The sequence below is a fragment of the Desulfurobacterium thermolithotrophum DSM 11699 genome, from assembly GCF_000191045.1.
GTDB lineage: Bacteria > Aquificota > Aquificia > Desulfurobacteriales > Desulfurobacteriaceae > Desulfurobacterium > Desulfurobacterium thermolithotrophum.
Genome location: NC_015185.1, coordinates 62,852 through 85,393 on the forward strand (window position 1 = coordinate 62,852; position 22,542 = coordinate 85,393).

General features: G+C 35.3%; 26 protein-coding genes. 22 read left to right on the forward strand and 4 right to left on the reverse strand.

Annotated elements, in window-relative coordinates:
* Positions 1-30 precede the first annotated feature (30 nt).
* On the forward strand, positions 31-633 hold the full coding sequence (gene pgeF, locus DESTER_RS00360) for a peptidoglycan editing factor PgeF (RefSeq protein ID WP_013637692.1): 603 nt from the start codon (positions 31-33) through the stop codon (positions 631-633).
* The gene (gene dprA, locus DESTER_RS00365; protein WP_013637693.1) at positions 633-1,646 is read left to right on the forward strand and encodes a DNA-processing protein DprA; all 1,014 of its coding nucleotides are present in this window, start codon (positions 633-635) and stop codon (positions 1,644-1,646) included. The genes pgeF and dprA overlap by 1 nt, the downstream gene beginning before the upstream one ends.
* Positions 1,647-1,664: 18 nt before the next feature.
* Here dprA and lepB read toward each other — a convergent pair whose 3' ends face one another.
* Positions 1,665-2,306 (reverse strand): signal peptidase I, encoded by a 642-nt coding sequence (gene lepB / locus DESTER_RS00370; RefSeq protein ID WP_041737289.1) that lies wholly within the window; start codon positions 2,304-2,306, stop codon positions 1,665-1,667.
* A 61-nt stretch (positions 2,307-2,367) separates the two neighbouring features.
* Here lepB and DESTER_RS00375 point away from each other — a divergent pair, with 61 nt between their 5' ends.
* From DESTER_RS00375 to DESTER_RS00405, 7 genes are all read left to right on the forward strand, one after another.
* Complete coding sequence (locus DESTER_RS00375; protein ID WP_013637695.1) at positions 2,368-3,078, forward strand: DUF481 domain-containing protein; 711 nt, start codon at positions 2,368-2,370, stop codon at positions 3,076-3,078.
* A 75-nt stretch (positions 3,079-3,153) separates the two neighbouring features.
* On the forward strand, positions 3,154-3,771 hold the full coding sequence (locus tag DESTER_RS00380; RefSeq protein WP_013637696.1) for a hypothetical protein: 618 nt from the start codon (positions 3,154-3,156) through the stop codon (positions 3,769-3,771).
* Positions 3,758-6,181 (forward strand): TIGR03936 family radical SAM-associated protein, encoded by a 2,424-nt coding sequence (locus DESTER_RS00385; RefSeq protein ID WP_013637697.1) that lies wholly within the window; start codon positions 3,758-3,760, stop codon positions 6,179-6,181. The genes DESTER_RS00380 and DESTER_RS00385 overlap by 14 nt, the downstream gene beginning before the upstream one ends.
* Positions 6,138-7,664 carry an Rne/Rng family ribonuclease gene (locus DESTER_RS00390; protein ID WP_013637698.1) on the forward strand — a complete coding sequence of 509 codons (1,527 nt, stop codon included), beginning with the start codon at positions 6,138-6,140 and terminating at the stop codon, positions 7,662-7,664. Before DESTER_RS00385 ends, DESTER_RS00390 begins: the two co-directional genes overlap by 44 nt.
* Before the next feature lie 16 nt (positions 7,665-7,680).
* A complete protein-coding gene (locus DESTER_RS00395) occupies positions 7,681-8,631 on the forward strand; it encodes an outer membrane protein assembly factor BamD (protein ID WP_013637699.1) in 951 nt (316 codons plus the stop codon).
* Positions 8,632-8,641: 10 nt separating this feature from the next.
* Positions 8,642-9,010 carry a ribosome silencing factor gene (gene rsfS / locus DESTER_RS00400; RefSeq protein WP_013637700.1) on the forward strand — a complete coding sequence of 123 codons (369 nt, stop codon included), beginning with the start codon at positions 8,642-8,644 and terminating at the stop codon, positions 9,008-9,010.
* A complete protein-coding gene (locus DESTER_RS00405; protein ID WP_013637701.1) occupies positions 9,007-9,420 on the forward strand; it encodes a 23S rRNA (pseudouridine(1915)-N(3))-methyltransferase RlmH in 414 nt (137 codons plus the stop codon). Before rsfS ends, DESTER_RS00405 begins: the two co-directional genes overlap by 4 nt.
* Before the next feature lies 1 nt (position 9,421).
* Here DESTER_RS00405 and nifB read toward each other — a convergent pair whose 3' ends face one another.
* The 3 genes from nifB to DESTER_RS00420 form a co-directional block, all read right to left on the reverse strand.
* Positions 9,422-10,390, reverse strand: coding sequence for a nitrogenase cofactor biosynthesis protein NifB (gene nifB, locus DESTER_RS00410; protein ID WP_013637702.1), 969 nt, complete (start codon positions 10,388-10,390; stop codon positions 9,422-9,424).
* Between the two features lie 156 nt (positions 10,391-10,546).
* Positions 10,547-11,473, reverse strand: a complete 927-nt coding sequence (gene mnmL / locus DESTER_RS00415; protein WP_013637703.1) for a tRNA modification radical SAM protein MnmL/YtqA — start codon at positions 11,471-11,473, stop codon at positions 10,547-10,549.
* A complete protein-coding gene (locus DESTER_RS00420) occupies positions 11,473-11,853 on the reverse strand; it encodes a hypothetical protein (protein WP_013637704.1) in 381 nt (126 codons plus the stop codon). Before DESTER_RS00420 ends, mnmL begins: the two co-directional genes overlap by 1 nt.
* A 68-nt stretch (positions 11,854-11,921) precedes the next feature.
* Between DESTER_RS00420 and DESTER_RS00425 the strand changes: the two genes are divergently transcribed.
* The 13 genes from DESTER_RS00425 (at position 11,922) to DESTER_RS00480 (ending at position 22,495) form a co-directional block, all read left to right on the forward strand.
* Positions 11,922-12,503, forward strand: a complete 582-nt coding sequence (locus DESTER_RS00425; RefSeq protein WP_013637705.1) for a CDP-alcohol phosphatidyltransferase family protein — start codon at positions 11,922-11,924, stop codon at positions 12,501-12,503.
* Positions 12,500-13,531: an endolytic transglycosylase MltG gene (mltG, locus tag DESTER_RS00430; protein ID WP_041737291.1), complete on the forward strand. Its 1,032-nt coding sequence runs from the start codon at positions 12,500-12,502 to the stop codon at positions 13,529-13,531. Before DESTER_RS00425 ends, mltG begins: the two co-directional genes overlap by 4 nt.
* Positions 13,491-14,651 (forward strand): ATP cone domain-containing protein, encoded by a 1,161-nt coding sequence (locus DESTER_RS00435; protein WP_013637707.1) that lies wholly within the window; start codon positions 13,491-13,493, stop codon positions 14,649-14,651. Before mltG ends, DESTER_RS00435 begins: the two co-directional genes overlap by 41 nt.
* The gene (gene crcB / locus DESTER_RS00440) at positions 14,648-15,022 is read left to right on the forward strand and encodes a fluoride efflux transporter CrcB (RefSeq protein WP_013637708.1); all 375 of its coding nucleotides are present in this window, start codon (positions 14,648-14,650) and stop codon (positions 15,020-15,022) included. Before DESTER_RS00435 ends, crcB begins: the two co-directional genes overlap by 4 nt.
* Before the next feature lie 19 nt (positions 15,023-15,041).
* Positions 15,042-15,653, forward strand: coding sequence for a TIGR00296 family protein (locus DESTER_RS00445; RefSeq protein WP_013637709.1), 612 nt, complete (start codon positions 15,042-15,044; stop codon positions 15,651-15,653).
* Positions 15,654-15,691: 38 nt separating this feature from the next.
* Positions 15,692-16,312, forward strand: a complete 621-nt coding sequence (locus tag DESTER_RS00450; protein ID WP_013637710.1) for a site-2 protease family protein — start codon at positions 15,692-15,694, stop codon at positions 16,310-16,312.
* Positions 16,313-16,325: 13 nt separating this feature from the next.
* Positions 16,326-16,511, forward strand: coding sequence for a hypothetical protein (locus DESTER_RS00455; RefSeq protein ID WP_041737293.1), 186 nt, complete (start codon positions 16,326-16,328; stop codon positions 16,509-16,511).
* A 278-nt stretch (positions 16,512-16,789) separates the two neighbouring features.
* The gene (locus tag DESTER_RS07960) at positions 16,790-17,386 is read left to right on the forward strand and encodes a hypothetical protein (RefSeq protein WP_083801939.1); all 597 of its coding nucleotides are present in this window, start codon (positions 16,790-16,792) and stop codon (positions 17,384-17,386) included.
* Entirely contained in the window at positions 17,298-17,912 is a 615-nt protein-coding gene (locus DESTER_RS07965; RefSeq protein ID WP_083801940.1) for a hypothetical protein, read from the forward strand. The genes DESTER_RS07960 and DESTER_RS07965 overlap by 89 nt, the downstream gene beginning before the upstream one ends.
* A gap of 81 nt (positions 17,913-17,993) precedes the next feature.
* A complete protein-coding gene (locus tag DESTER_RS00465) occupies positions 17,994-19,964 on the forward strand; it encodes a hydantoinase/oxoprolinase family protein (RefSeq protein WP_013637711.1) in 1,971 nt (656 codons plus the stop codon).
* Positions 19,965-20,041: 77 nt separating this feature from the next.
* Positions 20,042-20,338 carry a hypothetical protein gene (locus tag DESTER_RS00470; protein WP_013637712.1) on the forward strand — a complete coding sequence of 99 codons (297 nt, stop codon included), beginning with the start codon at positions 20,042-20,044 and terminating at the stop codon, positions 20,336-20,338.
* Positions 20,274-20,900, forward strand: a complete 627-nt coding sequence (locus DESTER_RS00475; protein ID WP_013637713.1) for a nucleotidyl transferase AbiEii/AbiGii toxin family protein — start codon at positions 20,274-20,276, stop codon at positions 20,898-20,900. The genes DESTER_RS00470 and DESTER_RS00475 overlap by 65 nt, the downstream gene beginning before the upstream one ends.
* 20 nt (positions 20,901-20,920) lie before the next feature.
* Positions 20,921-22,495 carry a hydantoinase B/oxoprolinase family protein gene (locus DESTER_RS00480; protein ID WP_013637714.1) on the forward strand — a complete coding sequence of 525 codons (1,575 nt, stop codon included), beginning with the start codon at positions 20,921-20,923 and terminating at the stop codon, positions 22,493-22,495.
* Positions 22,496-22,542: the final 47 nt, after the last annotated feature.

The window sequence follows — 22,542 nt, forward strand, 5'->3', positions numbered from 1 at the left end:
TTATCTTTGTCATGTTAGAATTCTATCATTATGAAGTATGAAATATTCATTTCTGAAAAACCAAAAGACGGGCGTGAAATAAATGAAATTAAGGGAATACCTGTTTTAAAACCTATTCAAGTTCATGGAACTAACATTGTTTTTGTGGGTCGCTCTGTTCCGTTCAATCTTCAGGCAGATGCCATAGTTACAGATAGTAAGAACTACTGGATAGGGGTTTTAACTGCCGACTGTCTTCCTGTTTTTCTTGTGGGAGAAGGAGTTGTAGGTGTTGTTCATGCTGGTTGGAGAGGAACTCTTAAAGGAATTGTCTTTAATACTGTAAAGTATATTTCTGAGTTTTCTGCTGTTAAAAAGGCTATCTTGGGAGTTTCTATTTGCAGTCAATGTTACGAAGTAGGAGAGGATGTTTACTCTCTTTACCCAAAAGAGTATTCCAAATGTTTTAAAAAGTTAAAAAACAGCAAATTTCTTTTTGACCTTAAGGAGGCAAATAAGATTCAACTAAAAGCTGCAGGAGTCCATGAAATAGAAGACATTAAAAAATGTACCGTTTGTAATAATGATATTTTCCATTCCTATAGAGCAGAAAAAACAGACAAGAGAATACTTTCGGCAATAAGGATTATTTAATGGAAGAAACTTTAATTTCGATAGCTTTTCTATTTAAAAGAGGAATTGGTGCACGAAAGTATATTTTTCTTCTTAAGAATTATGAAAGCTTATCTGAAGCTGTAAGAAAAGAGAAAATAGATTTAAGTAAAGAGCTAAAATTAGCTGAAAAAGAGTTAAGAAAAGCTAAAAAGCTTGGTATCAAGATAGTACCTTTATGTTCGGAAAGTTATCCTTCCCTTCTTAAAGAAATTCATCAACCTCCTATTGTTCTTTATGTAAGGGGAACTTTACCAGATATTCCTTTTATTGCAGTGGTTGGTTCAAGGAAAACATCTAACTATGGAAGAAGAATTGCTTATTCGCTTGGGAAATTCCTTTCAGAGAACGATATATCAGTCGTAAGTGGTCTTGCCTACGGAATAGACTCTTATGCTCATAAAGGAGCAATTGATGGAAAAGGAAAAACTATTGCTGTTCTTGGAAGTGGAGTTGATTCTATCTATCCACGAGGGAATTTTTCTCTTGCTGAGAGGATAGTTGATACAGGTGGAGCTATTATTTCTGAATTTCCACTGGGAACAAAACCTTCAAAAGAGAATTTTCCCCGTAGAAACAGAATAATAAGTGGTATTTCTCACGCTACTATAGTAGTTGAAGCAGGAGAAAAAAGTGGAGCTCTAATAACGGCCGATTTTGCGTTAGAACAGGGAAGAACTGTTTTTGCAGTACCAGGAAACATAGACTCAAGTTTTAGTAAAGGTACAAACAGATTGATAAAAGAAGGAGCTTCTCCTTTGCTTGACTTTAAAGACCTATTTGATGAACTATCTTTCCTAAAAAAGTCTTCTATCAAACAGTATATACCTGAAAACTTTAAAGGAATTTATGAACTTCTTTCTAGATCTCCTCTTTCAATTGATCAAATCGCTGATAAACTTGACATGGATATTCCAACTTTAACCACACTTCTTTTGGAAATGGAAATATTAGGTCTTGTTAGAAAAGAAGGAGGCATTTACACAACACTCTAAAGCTAATTTTTTTCACGCTCAATTAATAAGTTTAAAAATCCTATTAAATCTTGGAAGATGTTTTTCACCGTCCCAAGAGAAGAATATTATTCTGGCAATGCCTACAATTTTACTTCTATCTACAAAACCCCAATAACGGCTGTCATAACTATTGTTTCTGTTATCTCCCATCATCAAGTACTTATCCTTTGGTATGACAAATACCTGTGTATTGTCTCCTCTACCTCCTGTTTTTAGAATAAGATGCTTCTTTTCACCACCTTCTTTCCTTGGCAAAAATTCATAAAAGAGTCTTCCTTTATAACTTGAACCTTTTTCAGTGTAGGAATAGGTACCACCAGGTTCGTATTTACACGGCTTTCCATTTATGTAAACTTTGCCGTCAATTACTTGAACTTTATCTCCTGGAACACCAATTATTCGCTTTATGTAGTAAACATCTTCATTAAGGGGAAAGTGAAAAACAACAACATCTCCCCTATCAGGTTCTCTAAGATGATATGTTATCTTATCGACAAGAATAAAGTCTCCAACAAGCAAAGTAGGAATCATAGAACCTGAAGGAATATGAAAGGACTGAACGAGGAAAGTTCTTATTATCAGAGCTAAAACCAATGCTATTGCAAAAGATTTCAGATTTTCTACTATTTTATTTTGCATTGCTATCTCCACAAGGTTGTTTTGATGGTGAAATTATACTCTTTGAAAGGAGAGAGGTATTATGGATTATGGCAAAAAACTATTTTTTTTGATAGTTATGGCTTGTTTTCCATTAACAGCTTTAGGACAGAATAATCAGATATCTATTTCATATTCAAATACAGCAGGAAATACGAATACTCAAAGTCTTACAGTAGGCTATAGATTTGAAAAAGGTTTAGAAGGAAAAAGATTTTACTCAAACGGGTCTTACTTTTATAAAAAAGACGATGGAAAAGAAACAGCTAATAAACTTGTAGTTGATAATAGATTTGAACTAGATATAACAAATAGACTTCTTTTCTTCGTTAAAAATTTCATACACAGGGACACATTTTCAGGATATAACCTGCGGTTAGGAGTAGGTCCAGGTGTAGGTTATCAGCTGCTAAAGAAAGATAACGAAAACCTTAAACTGTTTTTTGGCGCAGATTTTACTTATAACAACTATGTAGACCAAGGTACTGAAAACTATGTTGCTGGAGATGTTGGATTAGAGTACAACAGACAGTTATTAGAAAACTTGTTTTTCACACAGAAAGTGTCCTATTTAATGTCATTAAAAAACAGTAAAGACTATTTTGTTCATAGTGAAACGTGTTTTAAGGTACCTATTACAGAAAAAATGGCTCTTGGAGTTTCTTATAAGATTAATTATCACAATCTTTTACCAGATGGCGCCAAGTATCATACCGATAAGATGTTTTCTACAAGCCTAATATACAGTTTTTAAGGATAGGAAAAAACGCAGGAAATGATAATTAGAACTATATTTAAAAGTTAAAGGAAATCTACTTTGGAGAAAGTCATGGGAATAATGTTTTTTTTGATTCTATTTCTGCTTTTCATTCTAATAGTTGTTCCTTTAATGAAAAGTAATAGACAAACAGTAAGTAGGCCTAAAACAGTCGAAATCAAAGGACTTGACGGTTCTATCTTAATGTTTTCTAATGATGGTGTTTCGTACTTTAAGGATGGAAATTTCAAATTTTTTAAGAGCTCTGAAATAAAAAGGTTTTCTTTTGAGAAGTTAGATGAAAATACCTATGAAATAAAAGTAGATAATGGTAGCGAGATAATAACTGTTCCTGTAAAAAAAGAAGAGGTGCAAAAACTTTTTCAAAGGACGTATTCTCCTAATGGGGAACTGACCTATACCCCTGGATTTCCATGGCTTGGAACAATCTTAGGTACTGCGGCAGGTTTTTTCATAGCGGACCTTATAGCTGACTCTATGCACGATGCAGTAGCTCATCAACAGGAAAACCAAGAAAAGGATAATTCAGAAGAACACGAAAAAGACGTATCAAAGGAAACCGAAACTGATAGCGATGATAAAAGCAAAGACTATGTAGACTCGGAAGGACTGGATTTTGCTAGTTACAATGACGAGTTTGAGACGGGGGATTTCTTTGACGATTTTTAAAGATGAATTGCTCTTACAGGAGCTTTATTCCGTTAAAAAACCTGCCTCTTATCTTTCGTTAGAGCTAAATAAAAGAGCTCCCAAGTTTGAAGAAAGGGAAGTCAGATTTGTTCTTACCTATCCTGACCTTTACGAAGTTGGAACATCACATATAGGTGGAAAAATTCTCTACTACATTCTTAATGACCTTACAGATTTTGCCCTTTGCCATAGAGCTTATCTTCCCCGCCCTGATATGCAGGAATTTATGAAAAGAAAGGGAATTCCTCTTTATACTTTAGAAGAATTCCGACCAGTAAAAGATTATGATCTCTGGGGACTTTCTTTTTCTTCAGAATTAACCTATACAAACGCATTGAGAGTAATAAATCTTGCAGGTCTTCCCTTAAAAAGAGAAGAAAGAGAAGGATTTCCTATTATCTTTGCTGGTGGTCCTTGTATGTATAATCCTATTCCAATTTCTCTATTTGTTGATTTAGTGTCTATTGGTGATGGAGAAGAAACTCTTGTTGAAGTAGCAAAACTTACAAGGGAAATCAAAAAAGCAGGTGGAACAAAAGAAGACTTTTTGTACGAAGCAAGAAAAATTGAGGGTATTTGGGTTCCTAAGTTTGGTAAGTATCCTGTCAAAAAGGCTGTTTTTACAAAAATACCTGAAGGTTTTTTCCCTACTTCTCCTCCAATTCCAGTAGTTGAGACATCTCAAGATAGAATAACTATTGAAGTTTCAAGAGGATGTCTTAGAGGCTGTAGATTTTGTCAAGCAGGATTTATCTATAGACCTTACAGAGAAAGAAACGAAAAGTTAATAGAAACGCTTTTAGAAAGTACTTTTAAGAATACTGGTTATGAAGAGGCATCTCTTTCTTCCCTTTCTGTTTCTGACCATAGTCGCTTTAATAGTCTAATTCCTGAAGTTATGGAAGTCTGCTATAAAGAGATGATTTCTCTTTCTCTTCCTTCTATGAGGGTTAAAAGCTTTAATCCAGAACTTGCATCTCAGCTTATGCAGGTAAAGAAAACAGGCTTTACTCTTGCTCCGGAAGCTGGTTCAGAAAGATTAAGGAGAGCTATAAACAAAGACCTTACAAATGAAGATTTATTTAGAGTTGTGGAAGGATTGTTTTCAAGAGGATGGGGAAGATTAAAACTTTACTTTATGATAGGACTTCCTTTTGAAGATGAAGAAGACATAGATGCTTTAATTGATATGTTATGGCAGGTTTACAAAATCGGAAAAAAATATAAAGGTAAAAAGCATCTTGCTGCAGGAATATCCATTTTTGTTTCAAAGCCTTTTACTCCTTTTCAGTGGGAATCTTTTGCTAGTGAAGAAGAAGTAAAAGAAAAGATAGCTTACATAAAAAAGAAAGCTCCTCGAAGTTTTAAACTAAGGTTTCATGATTATAGGCAATCTTTAATAGAGGCGATTTTAACAAGAGGAAATGAGGAAGTTAGTAAACTCATTGAAACTGCTTACCTTGAAGGATGTCAGCTTGATGGTTGGGATGAATTCTTTAACTGGGAAGGTTGGTTAAGGGCTTTTGAGAAAACAGGATTTGACGTTAAAGAAGCTACTAAGAAGAAAGATCTTGAAAAAGAGCTCCCGTGGGACTTCATAAAAGGAGTGGTAAGCAAAAAATTTCTTATTAGAGAGTTTGAAAAAGCAAAAAAAGCCCAGAAGACTCCAGACTGTAGAATTGTAGGTTGCCATGGTTGTGGTGCTTGTACTTTGCAGCAAATAAAAGAACTAAAGAACCATCCTATTCCAGAAAAAATAGAATTTAACGTTCCTCCAAGACCAAAGAGAGAATTTCCATTAAAGAGAAAGGTTGCTCTTGTTTTTGAAAAGAAGGGATTTACAAAATTTTTATCTCTACTTGATCTTACCAGAGCATTTACAAGGACTTTTCGAAAGTTTGGAGTTCCTCTAAGGTATTCTCAAGGGTTTAATCCTCATCCAAAAATAAATATACTGCTTGGACTTCCTGTTGGAGTTGAAGGTAATGGAGAAATTGTTGAAGTAGAACTTACAGAAGAAAGCTATGATTTTGAAAAGTTTATTGAGAATTCAAAAGAATTTTTACCAGAAGGATTAAGATTTAAGAAGTTTATTGAGCTTCACTCTAAGGAAACTTTACTAAGTAAAATAGAAACTGTGACCTATATAATTATTCCTTTTAAAGATTATAATATTTCTTTGCTAAGAGAAGAAAAGCTTTTTAATAGAAAGGGGAAAGAAGTAGTTTTAAAAGATCACATAGCTTGGTTTAAGGAAGAAAAAAATTTAATTAAAATTGCCATAAAAGTAATAAACGGCAATATTTTAAACATTCAGGATATACTAAATTGGATAGGATTGAGCCTTGGAACAGCAAAAGTGTGTAGAGAAGAACTCATCAAAACCTAAAAAGCAGATACTAATAAATGCTCATACAAAGGAAGTTAGAATAGCTGTTTTAGAAGAAGGTGAACTTGTAGAGTTTTATGTTGAAAGAAAGGGTAACAGAGGAATAGTTGGAAATATTTATAAAGGTAGAGTTGTAAAGATCGTTCCTGCTGTTCAGGCTGCTTTTGTTGACATTGGAATTTCAAAAAAAGCATTTTTGTATGTAAAAGATGCAGTTACGGTTGAATTTGAAGAGGAAGAAGATCTATTTGAAGAAACAACTCAACCACAGGAAATAGAGCTCCCTCCAATAGAGGAAGTACTTTCAGAAGGTCAGGAAGTTCTTGTTCAAGTTTCAAAAGAACCTATAGGAACTAAGGGACCAAGAATAACAACAAACATTACAGTTCCTGGTCACTACCTTGTTCTTCTTCCAACTGTAAACAAAATAGGAATTTCAAGAAGAATTACAGATGAAGCTGAAAGGGAAAGGTTAAAGAAAATAGCTGAAGATATTAAACCGGAAGATTATGGAATTATAGTTAGAACTGCAGCAGAAGGAGCTACAAAAGAAGATCTTAAGAAAGATCTTGAATACATACTAAGGGTATGGAAAGGATTACTAGAAAAGGCTGAAAACAGACCACCTCCATCACTCCTTTATCAAGATCTGGAAATAGTACCAAAAACACTGAGAGACCTTCTCACAGAGGAAGTTTCGGAAGTTATTATAGATTCAAAGGCTGAGTTTGAAAGGGCTTTAAGTTTTGCGAAAGCTTTTATTCCAAAACTTGCTGGGAGAATAAAATACTACAGCAAAGATATTCCACTTTTTCAAAGATTTGAAGTGGAAAAAGCTATAGAGAAAACTCTTTCGAGAAAGGTATATCTTCCAAATGGCGGCTACATTGTAATAGATGAAACCGAAGCTTTAGTATCTATCGATGTAAATAGCGGAAAATTTAAGAAGACAAAAACTCTTGAGGAAACAGCTCTAAGAATAAATCTCGTAGCAGCAAAAGAAATTGCAAGACAACTAAGACTTAGAGACATAGGTGGAATTATTGTAATTGATTTTATTGATATGAAAGAAGAAGAAAATAAGCAACTTCTTCTTAAAACTCTTGAAGAAGAGTTATCAAAGGATAGAGCAAAAACAAAAATAGTCAGTATGTCTGATCTTGGTCTTGTGGAAATGACAAGAAAAAGGGTTAAGAAGAGTCTTGGAAAAAGTTTAACAATGACATGTCCTTACTGTGAAGGAAAAGGAAGAGTAAAATCAATAGAAACCGTAGCTTTTGAAATAGAAAGGGAAATTTTATCTCTTTTAAAAACTAATAACTCAAAGGTGATAAAAGTTTATGCTAATCCGTTGGTTGCTGAAAAGTTAAAAGGTGATGAAAAGGATATAATTGATAAAATTGAGGAAGTTTATGAAAAAAAGATAAAGGTTATTCCTGTTGAGTATTATCACATTGAGAAGTTTACTGTTGTCAGAGGATGAATAAAAGGAGGTTATCTTGAGAAAGGGAATTATCTTTTTTGTTTGTTTGCTTTTCCTATTTTCCTGTGAAAAGATTCCAAGAACCGCTGAAGGTCTTTATCAAGAAGGAATGAAAGCTGCAAAAGAAGGGGATTGGGGAAAGTCAACCGAAATGCTTGAAAAGGCTCTTGAGGGTGAACTTCCACCAAGTAAGCAAGAATTAGCCAAAATTACATTAGCCAATTCTTATTTTAATGATCAGGATTTTGAAAACGCAGCTTTGAATTACGAAGAGTTTTTAGATCTTTATCCTGCATCTCCACGAGCAAAAGATGCCCTTTTTAGGCTAGGAATTTCTTATCTTAACCTTGTAAAAGGTCCCCAGTGGGATCAAACATTTACGAAAAAAGCAATTAGAGCTTTTGAAAAGTTTGTAAAAGAGTTTCCAAACGATCCACGAGTGGAAAAGGCAAAAATTTATAAGAATATAGCAAGAAAGATACTTGCAGAAAATGAAGTTTACATTGGTGGAACTTACGATATGCTTCATAAATTTACAGCTTCAATTAATAGATACAAGATAGTAAAAGAAAAGTACAGAGATGTAGAATCTTTAGATAGGATTGATTATCTAATAGGAAGGGCTTACTTCTTTACAGATATTCAGGCTAAGGAGGAAATAGATAGATTAAAAAGACAGCTTGATAAGGAGAAAGAAAAACTAAATTCAAGCGATCCGGAAGCTAAGAAAGTTGCAGAAAATAGAATTAGATTAGTAGAAAAGGACATAGAAAAATGGCAGAAAATAGCCAAGAAGAATAAAGAAATAGGTAAAAGGATACTTACTGAAGTAGCAGCAAAGTACCCTAATTCTACTTACGGTATAAAAGCAAAGAGAATTTTAGAGGGAGAGAAAATTTTAAATGTTGAACCTGTTATAAATCCTTTAAAGCGTTCAATTTGGTGGAAAATAAAAGAAACACTTTAAGGAGGAAAATTTGGATACTCTAGAAAAGCTAAAAATTGCTCTAAAAGCGGCCCTTGATAAAAAAGCAGAAAATCCTGTGATTATTGATTTAAAAGATTTAACGACTCTTGCAGATTATTTTTTAATAATTACTGTTAACTCTGATGTACATGGAAGAACAATTGCTGATGAGATAAGGAAAAAGCTGAAAGAAGAGGGAATTGTACCTTTGAACATTGAAGGTTACGATGCTGCAAATTGGATTCTAATAGACTATGGTGATTTAATCGTTCATATATTTAAGGACGAATTCAGAGAGCTTTACAATCTCGAATCTCTGTGGATGGATGCTCCAAGAGTGGAAATTGCAGACCTCTTACCGGAGGAAACAGGCGTTTGAAAATAAGAATTGTCGCTGTAGGAAAAATTTCTACTATTTTGAAAGAAGCACAAGAACATTATTTGCAAAAGCTTAGAATTTTAGAGATTGTAGAAGTCAAAAAGCAGAGAACAAAGGAAGATGAAGGGAAAAAGCTATTGGAGAAGGCTAAGGGATACATCGTGGCTCTTGATGAAAGGGGGAGGGAGATGACCTCAAAGGAATTTGCATCCTTTCTTCAAAAACACCCTTTCATTACCTTTATAATTGGTGGTGCAGATGGACTTTCAGAAGAAGTTAGAGAAAAGAGTAATTTTCTCCTCTCCCTTTCCAAGTTTACTCTTCAGCACGATATTGCAAGGATAGTTCTTTTAGAACAAATCTATAGAGCTGACCAGATAATCAAGGGAACACCTTATCATAGAGACTGAATCACTCTTCAATCTTTTCAAGTTCACAACTTCTGCATACAACTATTTTTCCACTCTTCTCTAAGAAGACTTCAAACAGGTCATAACCATTTGAAGAAGCAACAGTTATAAATTTATTTTTTCTTTTCTGTTCTCCTCTTACTCTTCCTACTGCATCTGCTCTGCACCTTCCACAATGGTTCATTATTTTAAGACCAAGTTTTTCAAGTTCATTTTTTATTTTCTTTAATTTTTCTTTTTGGGGTGTTTTTTTTATACCTTTTTTCCAAAAGACTGTACCTTCAACTGGTATCATAGGAATAACATTGTAAATATAGATTCCTAACTCTTTCATAAATTTTCCTATTTCAATTATATGGTTGTCATTAATGCCGGGAATCATAACGGTGTTAACTTTTACTAAAATGTTACGGGAAAGGAGTTTTCTTATGCCTTTTATTTGATTTTCAATAATTAATTCAGCCATTTCTCTATTTTTGTAAACTTTTCCATCTTTTACAGCAAAGGAATAAATGTTTTCAACGATTGCTGGATCAATACCGTTAACTGTAACTGTAACATGTTTTATCCCAAGCTTTTCTATCCAGTCTATATTTTCAGGAAGACTTAAGCCGTTTGTACTAAGACATAAATGCATATCTGGATAGATTTTTCTAATTAGGTTAAAGGTTTGTCTTGTTTTTTCTGCATTTGCAAGAGGATCTCCAGGTCCTGCAATTCCTGCAACTGTTAAGTAAGGAAGTTTTTCTCTATAGAAAATTGTTTTAAGTGCAGCTTCTTTTGGAGTCAGGACTTGACTTGTAACACCGGGTCTAGATTCATTTGAGCAGTCGTATTTTCTATTGCAAAAATTGCAAAGAACGTTGCATTTTGGAGCTACAGGAAGATGAATTCTTCCATAATCTTTTGCATTCTTGTTATAGCAAGGATGTTTTCTTATCAGTTTTTCAATTTTTGTTGTTACTGTCATAATGACCTCCGTTTTTCTTTAAAAAACGAAGGAAGCAAGTAACATGCCAAAGAATTTTTATTGAAATCAAAGATTTTAGAACAGCTCTTTTGTTATTTTTATTACAAAGTGTAATTTTCCTTACATTTTGTAAGTTTTTCTACAGATAGAATTTTTCTACAGTTTTGAGAATTTACATTTCGTTCCCTGAAAGGTATTTCTTTCTTCAAATCTTCTTCTTATCAAATTTATTACTCTGTTCTTCTCCTTATGGCTGCACCATTCGGGGCCGATCAAAAGGTCTTCTGGAGCTTCTCCAGTTATTCTCTGAATAACTGTTTCTTTTGGTAATCTTTCGATAAAGTCAACGACTAAATCCACATATTCTTCAAGCGTTAAAAGTCTGAACCGCTCCTCAAGGTAAATTTTTTCAAGCGCAGTATTTTTTATCACATGAAGTGGATGGATTTTTACGCCGTCAACTTTCAGTGCTGCTAAAAATTTTGCCGTCTCCATCATGTCATCGTAATCTTCTGTTGGAAGACCTAAAATCGTATGGACGCAAATGTTTATCTTTGAAAACTTCCGGGTTCTCAAAACAGCATCCACAAAATCGGAAACCCCATGTCCCCTATTCATCCATCTTAGGGATTTAAAGTGAGAGCTTTCCAGTCCATACTCTATCCACACAAGATAATCTTCTGTATAGGAGTTAATTAGCTTTAGCGTTTCATCTAGTACACAGTCTGGACGAGTACCAATAATAAGACCTACAACTTCCGGAAATTTCTTAATTTCATCGTATATGGGCTTCAAAACTTCCGGTGGAGCGTAGGTGTTGGTGTATGCCTGAAAATAAACGAGAAATTTCTTTGCTTTGTAGCGCCTCTTAACCCTTTCTATTCCCTCAGCTATCTGCTTCTCTATCTCCTTCCTTCTCTTTTCAGGATCATAATCAGAGCCAGAGTAACAGTAAATACATCCCCCTTTCCCTTTAAAGCCATCCCTATTAGGACAGGTGAAGCCGGCATCTACTGTTACTCGATAGACTCTTTCCCCAAATAGATTTTTAAGGTATCTGGAATAGGAGTAATACCTCTCCATTAGAGTTCCTCTTCTTCTTCCTCAAACTCTATACCAATTGGTATGAGCTCTGCAACATCAGAAAGTTCCCACTCTTCAAATTTTTGTTTACCAAGTTCTTCGCATTCCATTGGGACAACAAAGAGAAAACCTTCACCTGATCTTCTGCAGTGTTCTGCTATTGTTTTTGCTTTTTTCTCAGATTCTTCTGCTTCAAGAGTTTGGCAATCTTCTACCTGGACAGCAATTTGCTGATTTTCGCCGTTTTCATCCGTATAAACGGCTAAAAAGTCAGGAAGGTATTCTTCGTCTGCCTCTACTTCGTAAATTTCAAATCCTTCTTCTTCCATTAAAGCAGCAATTACTTCTATTAATTCTTCTCTTGAAAGTTTTTCTTCCATACTTTATTCCTCCAATTTTAGTTAAGATTAATTTATAATTTTCCCTAACAATCACAAGGAAAAGGATAATGATTAGTTCTACAGATATAAAGCTAAAGATTCAAGAGTTCCTTAAACCTTTTGCGGAACTGGCAGGTTCAATAGGAGTATCTCCCAATGTTATTACAATTTTAGGTTTTCTTTTCTCTATTTTTTCAGGTATTGCTATAGCTTTTAGTAATCTTACCCTTGGAATAATTTTTTTTACTATTTCTGGTCTTTGTGACATGCTTGATGGAATTATTGCAAGGGTTAACGGTAAGACAACAAACTTTGGTTCTTTTCTTGATTCTTTTTTAGATAGATATGCAGATTTTTTCCCTCTTGCAGGAATTGCTACACTCGGGTTTTATCTTCAAGACTTTAATCTTTTTATTTTTTCTCTTCTTTCCATTGTTGGTTCTTTTGCAACAAGTTATGCAAGGGCAAAAGCAGAGTCCTTAGGCTTAGAGTGTAAAGTTGGGCTACTTGAAAGACCTGAAAGGTTTTTCATTCTTCTTGCAGGTTTTTTAACTGGTTTTTTAGTAGAGTTTCTATCTATTCTTGCTATTTTATCTAACTTTACTGCGTTCCAAAGGTTAATTTGCGCCATGGAGAAGTTAAAAAAGTGAAAAGGTTTTTAGTTTTTGTCTTTATTTTTATCTTGGGAGTTTTTTTTGTTTTTTCTTATATTCGTAAATCTCTTAACGAAAAAAAACAAGTTGATTTTTCTTTAAAAATTGAAAGAAATCAAAAAATAAAAAAAGTGCTTGAAAAACTAAAAAATTTAAAAGTCATAGAAAACGATAAAATTCTTTACTTTTGGATTCGTTTTAATCATATTCCTATAAGAGCAGGTTGTTATAGACTAAAGGGAGAGTATTCACCCATAGAAATAATTCAAGAACTTACAAAAGGAACTCCTTGCCTTACTAAGTTTACTATACCAGAAGGAGCCAATATTTTTGATGTAGACAGAATTCTTAGTGAAAAGGGTTTCTGTAAGAAAGGAGAAGTAATAAAACTATCAAAAGATAGAAATTTTCTGAATTCTCTAAAACTAAAATTTTTGGAAGGTTATGTTTTTCCAGATACTTACTACGTAAAAGAAAGTGCAAATTGTGAAGAAGTTTTGAAAATAGCTGTAGAAAACTTTAAAAAGAAGGTAGAGCCGCTCTTTGAAGGATACAATCCACCAATAATTGTAAAAAAAGGACTTGGAAAAGTCAACAAAGAGAAAATATTAACAGTAGCTTCCATAGTTGAAAAGGAAACATCTATACCAGAGGAAAAGCCTATAATAGCAGGAATTATTTACAATAGACTTATAAAAGGAATGAGACTTCAGTGCGACCCTACAGTTTACTACTCTTACCGTTTAGTAGGAATAGAAAAAAGGAAGCTTCACAAAGGAGATACATTGTTTCCTTCTCCGTATAATACCTATTATACGAAAGGGCTTCCTCCAACACCTATTTGTAATCCAGGACTAGAATCGATAGAAGCTGCAATGTTCCCAAAGAAAACTTCCTACCTTTACTTTGTTGCAGAAGACGGTAGGCATTTGTTTTCAAAAAGTTATAATCATCATTTAAAACTTATCAGGAAGATTTATAAGTATGGCGAAAAAAGAAAAGAGAAAACGGTACGTAATAGATAGTTCGGGAGAAAAGTATCCTTTTTCAAAAGGTGTTCTTGTTCGGTCTCTTACTAAAACCGGTCTTTCAATAAATGAGGCTTATAACATTGCTGACGAGGTTGCTGCTAAGTTTAAAGGTACAATAACTTCTGAAGATCTCACAAATCTTGTTTTCAAGGTTTTAAAAAACCAGTACGGTAAAAAAATTGCAGAAAAATACAAACAGCTTGTAGAAGAAAAAGAAATATTAGTTGTAGAGGCAGACGGAAAAACTTTTGTGCCCTTCTCAAGAGGCATTCTTGCTGGATCTATTAGGTCTGCAGGAGTAGATACTCAAGAAGCTTTTGAAATTGCTAAAAGAATTGCAGATTATCTAAGACGAAAGGGAAAATTCAGAATAAAAAGAGCTGAGCTCCGTGATATTACGGTTAAATTTTTAAAAAGAAAACTTGGAAAAGAGTACGCTCAAAGATATCTTCTTTGGCGTCAAATGAAAAGATTAGATAAACCCGTAATAATTTTAATAGGTGGAGCTACAGGAGTTGGGAAATCAAAACTTGCAGCAGAGCTTGCGGGAATTCTTGAAATTAACAGAATGGCTTCGACAGACTCTATTAGAGAAGTTATGAGGAAGATGATTTCAAAAGAGCTTGTTCCTTCTATTCACGTTTCAAGTTACGAAGCAGGTGATGTCGTTTATAAATTTGGAGAGATGGAAAAGGAGCAAAAGATACTTTACGGCTTTCTTGATCAGACTGAAAAAGTCCTCACTGGAGTTGAAGCAGTAATAAACAGAGCCATTAAAGAAAATATAAGTCTTATCGTTGAAGGAATTCACCTTATTCCTGGTGTTTTTGATAGGTTAAAGGAGAAAGCTTACGTAATTCACCTGATACTTACGACTCTTGATGAAGAAATACATAAAAGTCGCTTCAAATCTCGTGAAAAAGTTTCCCAAAGAACTAGCAAAAAATACTTGCGAAATTTTAAAGCGATAAGACTTATACAGGATTACCTTTATAAAACAGCTGCAGAAAAAAACATTCCTATAGTTGAAAATATCGATTTTGACCAAACAAGAGAAAAAGCAATCGAAATAATTACGGAAAAGATGATAAGAGAAGTAGGAGTAAAAATATGATTTTCCTCTATGTAGGCATTGGAGGATTCTTAGGAGCTATATCAAGGTTTCTTATTTCAGGATTTGTTCAAAAATTTTTTGGTATTTCTTTTCCTGTTGGAACTCTTGCCGTTAACGTTTTTGGAAGCTTCTTAATAGGATTTTTAGCAATGTTATTTGAAAACATAATAGCTCCTGAGTGGAAAGCAGTTTTCATTACAGGTTTTTTAGGAGCTCTAACTACTTTCTCAACTTTTAGTTACGAAACTGTTATCTTGATCCAAGAAGGTCTTTACCAAAAAGCATTCTTAAACGTCTTTTTAAACGTTATCTTATGCTTGGTAGCTACCATTTCCGGAATGACTTTATTTAAATTAATGTTTAAAGTTTAAACCGTATTTAGAGGAAAACATGGAACTTTTAACTCTCAAAGAAGGGAAATTTTTAGTTAAACTTGCAAGAAAAACTATTGAAGATTATTTAAATTTTGGAATAAAGATTGATCCTCCCGAAAATACACCTTCAAGGCTTTTTGAAGAAAGAGGAGTTTTTGTTACTTTAAAAAGGTATCCGTCAATGGAACTTAGAGGTTGTATAGGATATCCTGAACCTGTAATGCCTTTGGTTTTTGCAACAATAGATGCTGCAATTTCTGCAGCTACAAGAGATCCAAGGTTTTATCCAGTAAGACCAGAAGAATTAAGAGATATTTTGGTGGAGGTAACCGTTTTAACTCCACCTGAGCCTTTAGATGTTCCTCCTGAAAGACTTCCAGAAGAGATAAAAGTTGGGAGAGATGGTTTGATTGTTAGGTGTGGCCTTGCCAGTGGTCTTTTGCTTCCACAGGTTCCTATTGAGTGGGGATGGAGTGAAGAAGAGTTTCTTTCTCAAACCTGTGTAAAAGCAGGTCTTCCTCCAAATTGTTGGCTTGATCCAAGATGTCAGTTTTATAGATTCCAAGGTCAGATATTTACAGAAGTTGAACCCTTTAGTGAAGTAGTGGAAGAAAAAATAATTAAGTAGTGAATAGTGATAAATAAGGTTTATAAAGGAGGTTTCATTTGCACGAGTGGATAATGAACTTTTTAATTGCTTTACCAGCAATCCTTTGGGCTATAACAATTCATGAATTTGCTCATGGATATATAGCCTATAAGTTGGGAGATCCGACACCTAAGATAACGGGAAGACTAACCTTAAATCCGTTTGCACACCTTGATATTATAGGTTTCCTAGCTTTGGTTCTTGTTCACTTTGGATGGGCAAAACCTGTAATGGTAAATCCTAATAATTTTAGAATAGATCCCCGTAAAGGAGAAATCCTTGTTGCTTCTGGAGGACCTTTAGCAAACTTTCTAAGTGCCTTTGTTAGTGTTTTAGTTCTTAAGTATTTTCCTTTTTCCTCTTTGCCATTTAACGTATCAGAACCGTTGTTTTTAATTTTTAAGTACAGCATATTCATAAACGTTGCCTTTGGAATCTTTAACCTTTTACCTATTCCACCACTTGATGGCTCAAAGATACTGGAAGCACTCCTACCACCGAAACTTTACTACTCTTATAAGAAAATAGAACCTTATGGTCCAATAATCCTCATTATTCTTGTCATAAGCCCTCTACTTAATTGGATACTTGTTCCTTTGGTAAACATGGTAATCAATTTAATGCTTATGATAACTTAATCTTGAGAAAGATATGATTTTTAAAGAGCTCATAAGAAAAAAAAGAAATGGCGAGAAGCTTTCAAAAGAAGAAATAGAGTTTGTAGTTAATTCTTACACTTTGGGAGTAACTCCGGATTATCAAATGGCAGCTTTTCTTATGGCTGTTTACTTTCAAGGACTTGATTACGAAGAAACTTTAGGAAGAATTTTGCGCTAATCCTCTCCTTTTCAAAGGGGAGATACAGCGCACGGCGTAAGCCGTTGTTTGATATAATTTACGCAAGGCGATAACCAAGCCTACTGGTCTTTGAACAAGTGAATAGGCCGGGTGTGCTACTAGTAGACGGCCCATCCACCTACCTAATGAACGGTGGATGCGGGGAGGGGACTGGTAGCGGGGTCGCTCACCTTACGAGCGGTAGGGTTGGAACGACCCGAACTTACGCCCGCAGAGAGTGCGAGCGCACTCGTTGAAGCGGGAAGCTCCTCATTTCAATGAGGAGTAGTTCACCTCTTACGAAATCAATGTTAAAGAGTGGAAAAACTATTGAGCTTAACATTAATGGAATAGCTGTTGATAAACATAGTACAGGAGGAATAGGGGATAAAGTTTCTCTTATTATAGCTCCGGTACTTGCAGAAATGGGATTTAAAGCTCCACTACTTGCCGGAAGAGCTTTAGGATTTACTGGAGGGACAATTGATAAGCTTGAAAGTACTGGAATGAAAGTGGAGCTTACAGATACGGAGATAACTGATGTTGTTAAAAGGTTTGGGTTTTCAATATCTGCTCAAACAGAAAAAATAGCTCCAGCAGATAAAAAGATATACGCTTTACGGGACGCTACCTCAACAGTTGAAAGTATTCCTCTCATCGTTTCAAGCATTCTCAGTAAAAAACTTTCAGTCAACACAGAAGCAATAGTTTTTGATGTAAAGGTAGGAAGCGGTGCATTTATGAAAACTATAAATGAAGCCACAGAATTAGCTGAAGGACTCGTGAATGTCTCTAAGCTCTACGGGAAAAAAAGCTGGAGCTCTGATAACCGAAATGAACCAGCCCCTTGGAAGATATGCTGGAAATGCTCTTGAAGTAAAGGAATCAATTGATGCCCTTTCCGGAGATATTTCAAAAGATTTGTTAGAAGTTACTTCCTCCTTAGTCGGAGCCCTCTTTGAGCTTACAGGTTATGGAAGTTTTAAAGATGGAAAAAAGAGAGCAACGGAAATAATTCTTTCTGGAAAGGCAGTAGAGCGATTTATCCGATGGATTGAGTACCTTGGTGGAGCTCCTAGTGTAAAAGTTGCAGAGAAAAAGATGGAAGTAAGAGCTCCAGTCTCTGGCTACATAACCCATATAAACGGCGAACAGCTCGGTTATCTTGTTATAGAGCTCGGCGGTGGGAGAAGAAGAGCTCTTGATAAAATTGATTACTCTGTTGGATTAAGGTTTTTCAAAAAGATTGGGGATTATGTAGAAGAAGGAGAACCTATAGGAGAGATTTACTACAGCAGAGGAAATCCAGAAAAGTTTTTGGAAAAGTTCCTGTCAGCTTACATAATTTCAGAAAAAGAGAAAGTAACTGCTCCTACTCTTGTGAAAAAGAAAATTATTTGAATTTCTTACGATTTTAAGAGATACTGCTATCATTTTATCTACAGGAGTTTTTCAATTTTTTATCAACTTACGAGGTAAGAAATGGTCATCATAGGCGTTGATACAGGTGGGACTTTTACTGATTTCATCTATAAAGACGGTGATAAGTGGGGAGTTTTTAAAACTCTTTCAACTCCTGAAAATCCAGCAAAGGCTGTCCTTTTTGGAATTGAAAAAATTGCAAAGGATAAACCAAAAAACATTACTCATGGTTCGACTGTCGCAACAAATGCGGTTCTTGAAAGAAAGGGAGCAAAAACGGCTTTCATAACTAATAAAGGATTTGAGGATATTCTCTTTATAGGAAGGCAAAATAGAGAAAAGCTTTATGACCTTCACTACAGAAAAAATCCTCCCCTTGTTCAAAAAGAGCTCTCTTTTGGCGTTAAAGGAAGAATCATTTATACAGGTGAAGAAATTGAAAAATTGGACGAAGCAGAAATAGAAAAAGTTGCAAAAATTTTAAAGGAGAAAGGTGTTGAGTCTGTAGCTGTTTCATTCCTTTTTTCTTTTCTTAACCCCGAGCATGAAGAGATAGTTGAGAGGGTTTTGAAGAAACTTGGATTTGAGGTTTCTATCTCAAGCAAAATTGTTCCTGAGTTCAGGGAGTATGAGAGGAGCTCCACTAGCGTAATAAACGCCTACGTTATGCCGAAAATGAAAGGTTACATCTCTTTCCTTGAGAACCACTTAGGTAAGGAAGACAGACTCCGAATTATGCAGTCAAACGGTGGAGTTATCTCCTCTGAGACTGTAAAGGAGCAGCCTGTCAGGACAATCCTTTCGGGACCTGCTGGTGGTGTTGCTGGAGCGTGGAAAATAGGAAAACTGGCAGGATACGAAAAACTTATAACCTTTGACATGGGTGGGACATCAACGGATGTGTCTCTGATAGATGAAAAACCTATCATAACAACAGAGTCAAAAATAGAAGGATATCCCGTAAAAGTTCCGGTAATTGACATTCACACAGTTGGTGCTGGCGGAGGTTCTATTGCAAGGATTGATTCTGGAGGAGCTTTAACCGTAGGACCTGAAAGTGCCGGCGCAGACCCAGGTCCTATCTGCTACGGTAAAGGAGAGGAGATAACGATAACAGATGCAAACCTTTTCATTGGAAGGCTTATTTCTGATTACTTCCTCGGTGGGAATATGAAACTCCAATTTGAAAGGATTGTTCCATACTTTGAGGAAATGGCAAAGAAAGCAGGGATTACTCCCTTAGAGCTTGCAGAAGGGATTTTAAATATTGCCAATACAAAAATGGAAAAAGCTATTAGAGTAATTTCTGTAGAAAGGGGTTACAATCCTCAGGAGTTTTCCCTTTTCTCTTTTGGAGGTGCTGGAGGTCTTCACGCTGCTTTCCTTGCAAAAGCGCTGGGCATTCCAAGAGTTATCGTCCCTCAGAATCCGGGAATCCTCTCTGCAATGGGAATGGTTCTTTCAGATATTGTTAAAGACTACTCCCTAACAGTCATGCTTACAGGCAAAAGTGTAAACAGAGAAAACATTGAAAGGTTCTTTAAAGTTCTTGAAGAAAGGGCTGTCGAAGACTTAAAGAGAGAGGGGATTTCAGAAAATAAAATAAAAGTAGAGAAATATCTTGATATGAGGTACAAAGGACAATCCTTCGAGCTAATTGTCCCATTTGTAGATGACTTTATTGAAGCCTTTCACAAAGAACATGAGAGGGTTTATGGATACTCCAGTCGGAAGATGGAAGTTGAAGTTGTCAACGTGAGAATAAGAGCAATTGGAGAAACAGAAAAGCCGGAATTGAAGAAATTCAATCTTGTTTCAGAAAAAGTTCCAGAAGGAGCTCTCTTAGAGAAGAGAAAAGTTTACTTTGATGGAAAGTGGATAGAAACCTCTGTTTATAATAGAGAAAAGCTCCTTCCCGGAAACAGGATAGAGGGAGCTGCTATTGTTGTTGAGTACAGCTCAACAACTGTGATTCCGCCTTTTGCAAAGGCTTTTGTAGATGAGTATAAAAACTTAATTATTGAAGTCTGAATTTTTCTCGCTACTATTGTTGTCATTTCTAAAAGGGAAAGATAGATTAAGAATCGAACCTTCGGAGGAAAATAAGGTTGCGAGCTTTTGCAGCAGAAAGTGAAAAACTCAATAGTGAGGAATTAAAATATTCGTGGGATAAAAATAGAACTAAAAGTGTACTTGTAGCAAGAAGAATGATGTATGACCATCCGAAGAAAGTTTTCCATGATTATAAAAGAGACTACTTAAAAGAGGTTTTTTTAAAACACTATAACCTGTTTAACAGGGTCAACAGAAACTTTTGGAAGATTATCTTAGGGATTTCCAATGAAGAGATTAAAAGAAAAGCAGAGAGAAGTTTTAGAGAAACTTGTAAAATCTGGAATTACTGAAGGATTTTATCTTGCAGGGGGTACAGCTTTACTCATCAGATACGGACATAGAGAATCTGATGATTTCGATTTTTTTAGCTTTTCCCAAAATAAAAACCTTGATTTTTTTAGACGAATACAAAAAATTCCATCAGAATTCTTGAAAGTGGAAGAGTTAAAAAGTGATACATTGATCTTTTATCTAAACAGTGTGAAATTTAGCTTTTTTGAGTATCCTTATCCTGTTTTAAAATTTCCAGACAGGTTTGAAAAGCTGGGTATATATGTTGCTTCTGATGAAGATATAGCAGCTATGAAAGCAGTTGCAGTTATTCAAAGAGGAAGCAAAAAAGATTTTTTTGATCTTTACTTTTTGATAAAGAAAAATAACTGGGAACTAGAAAAAATAATAACTTTTTGTAAGGAAAAGTACGGAAATGTGTTTCCTGAACCTGCTTTTTTAAAAGCTTTAACGTACTTTAAAGAAGCAGAACTGGAAAGTTACAAAGATATCGATGTCGAATGGAATAGCATTAAAAATTTCTTCATTAAAACAGTTACCGATTATGTAACATCCCTGTAAATTTTTCGGAGGAAGACAAATTGCAGAACGTAAATCCAATTCTTCTTGAGATATTTAAAAATAGGTTTTCCTCTATTGCCGAGGAGATGGGTGTTGTCCTCCAGAGAACTTCATTTTCTCCCAATATAAAGGAAAGAAGAGACTTCTCCTGTGCCATTTTTAATGAAAATGGAGAAATGGTGGCTCAGGCTGCACACATTCCTGTCCACCTTGGTTCAATGCCTTTGTCGGTTAAGTCAGTTATTGAGAGTTTAGAATTAAAAGAAGGGGACATGGCAATTCTCAATGACCCTTTCAGGGGAGGAACACATCTACCCGATATTACAATCGTTGCTCCTGTTTATACCGGTGGAGATAAACCAGCCTTTTACGTTGCAAACAGAGCTCACCATGCAGACATTGGAGGAATTTCTCCCGGTTCGATGCCTCTTTCAAACTCTATTTTTCAAGAAGGATTGATAATTCCGCCAGTAAAAATTGTTGAAAATGGAGAGATTGATGAAAAACTCCTTGATTTCATAAAAGCTAACGTTAGAACTCCAGAAGAAAGAGAAGGAGACTTTGCCGCCCAAATTATGGCAAATAGGGTTGGAATAAAGAGATTAAAGGAGCTCATAAATAAATACTCTTTAGAAACTGTTAAAGGTTACAGCAAAGCTTTGATTAGTTACTCAGAAAGAATTATGAGAGAAACTATAAAATCAATTCCAGATGGTGTTTATGAATTTGAGGACTTTATGGAAGATGACGGTTCAGGAAACAGTGACATAAAGATAAAAGTGAAACTAACCATAGATGGAGAGCAAGCTTTAGTTGACTTTTCCGAGTCTGACTTTCAGGTTGAAGGAAGCATAAACAGCGTAAAAGCAATAACTCTTTCAGCAGTTCTTTATGTTTTTAGGTGTCTTGTTAAGGAAGATATTCCAACAAATGCTGGCTGTTTAGCTCCTGTTGAGGTAATTACAAAAGAGGGAACAATTGTTGATGCTAAATTCCCTGCCGCTGTTTCTGCGGGAAACGTTGAGACTTCACAAAGGATTGTTGATGTTCTGCTGGGAGCTCTCTCTGAAGCTCTTCCAGACTTTATTCCCGCTGCTAGCCAGGGAACAATGAACAACGTAACGATCGGCGGATTTAATCCAGAAACAGGAGCTCCCTTTACCTACTATGAAACAATTGGCGGTGGCATGGGAGCTTCTGCTAAAGGCGATGGAGAGAGCGCAATCCACTCCCACATGACAAATACGCTGAACACCCCTGTTGAAGCGCTTGAGTTTGCCTATCCATTCTTAGTTACTGAATACTCTGTAAGAAGGAATTCTGGAGGAGACGGACTTTTTAAAGGTGGTAATGGAATCGTAAGGGAATTCAAATTTCTGACAGATGTTGAGGTAACAGTTATCTCTGAAAGAAGAAGAGTTCCACCTTATGGACTCTTTGGCGGTGAACCAGGAAGAACTGGAGAGAACTGGATTATTAAAAATGGAGAAAAGATTAGAAAAGATGGAAAGTTTACGGAGAAACTTTCCAAAGGAGATGTTTTACGAATAGAAACTCCTGGCGGAGGAGGTTTTGGGCAGAAAGTCGTAAAATAGCTTTTCTATTTGGAGTATGATACTCCGAGCGTATTAATTAGTTTTTC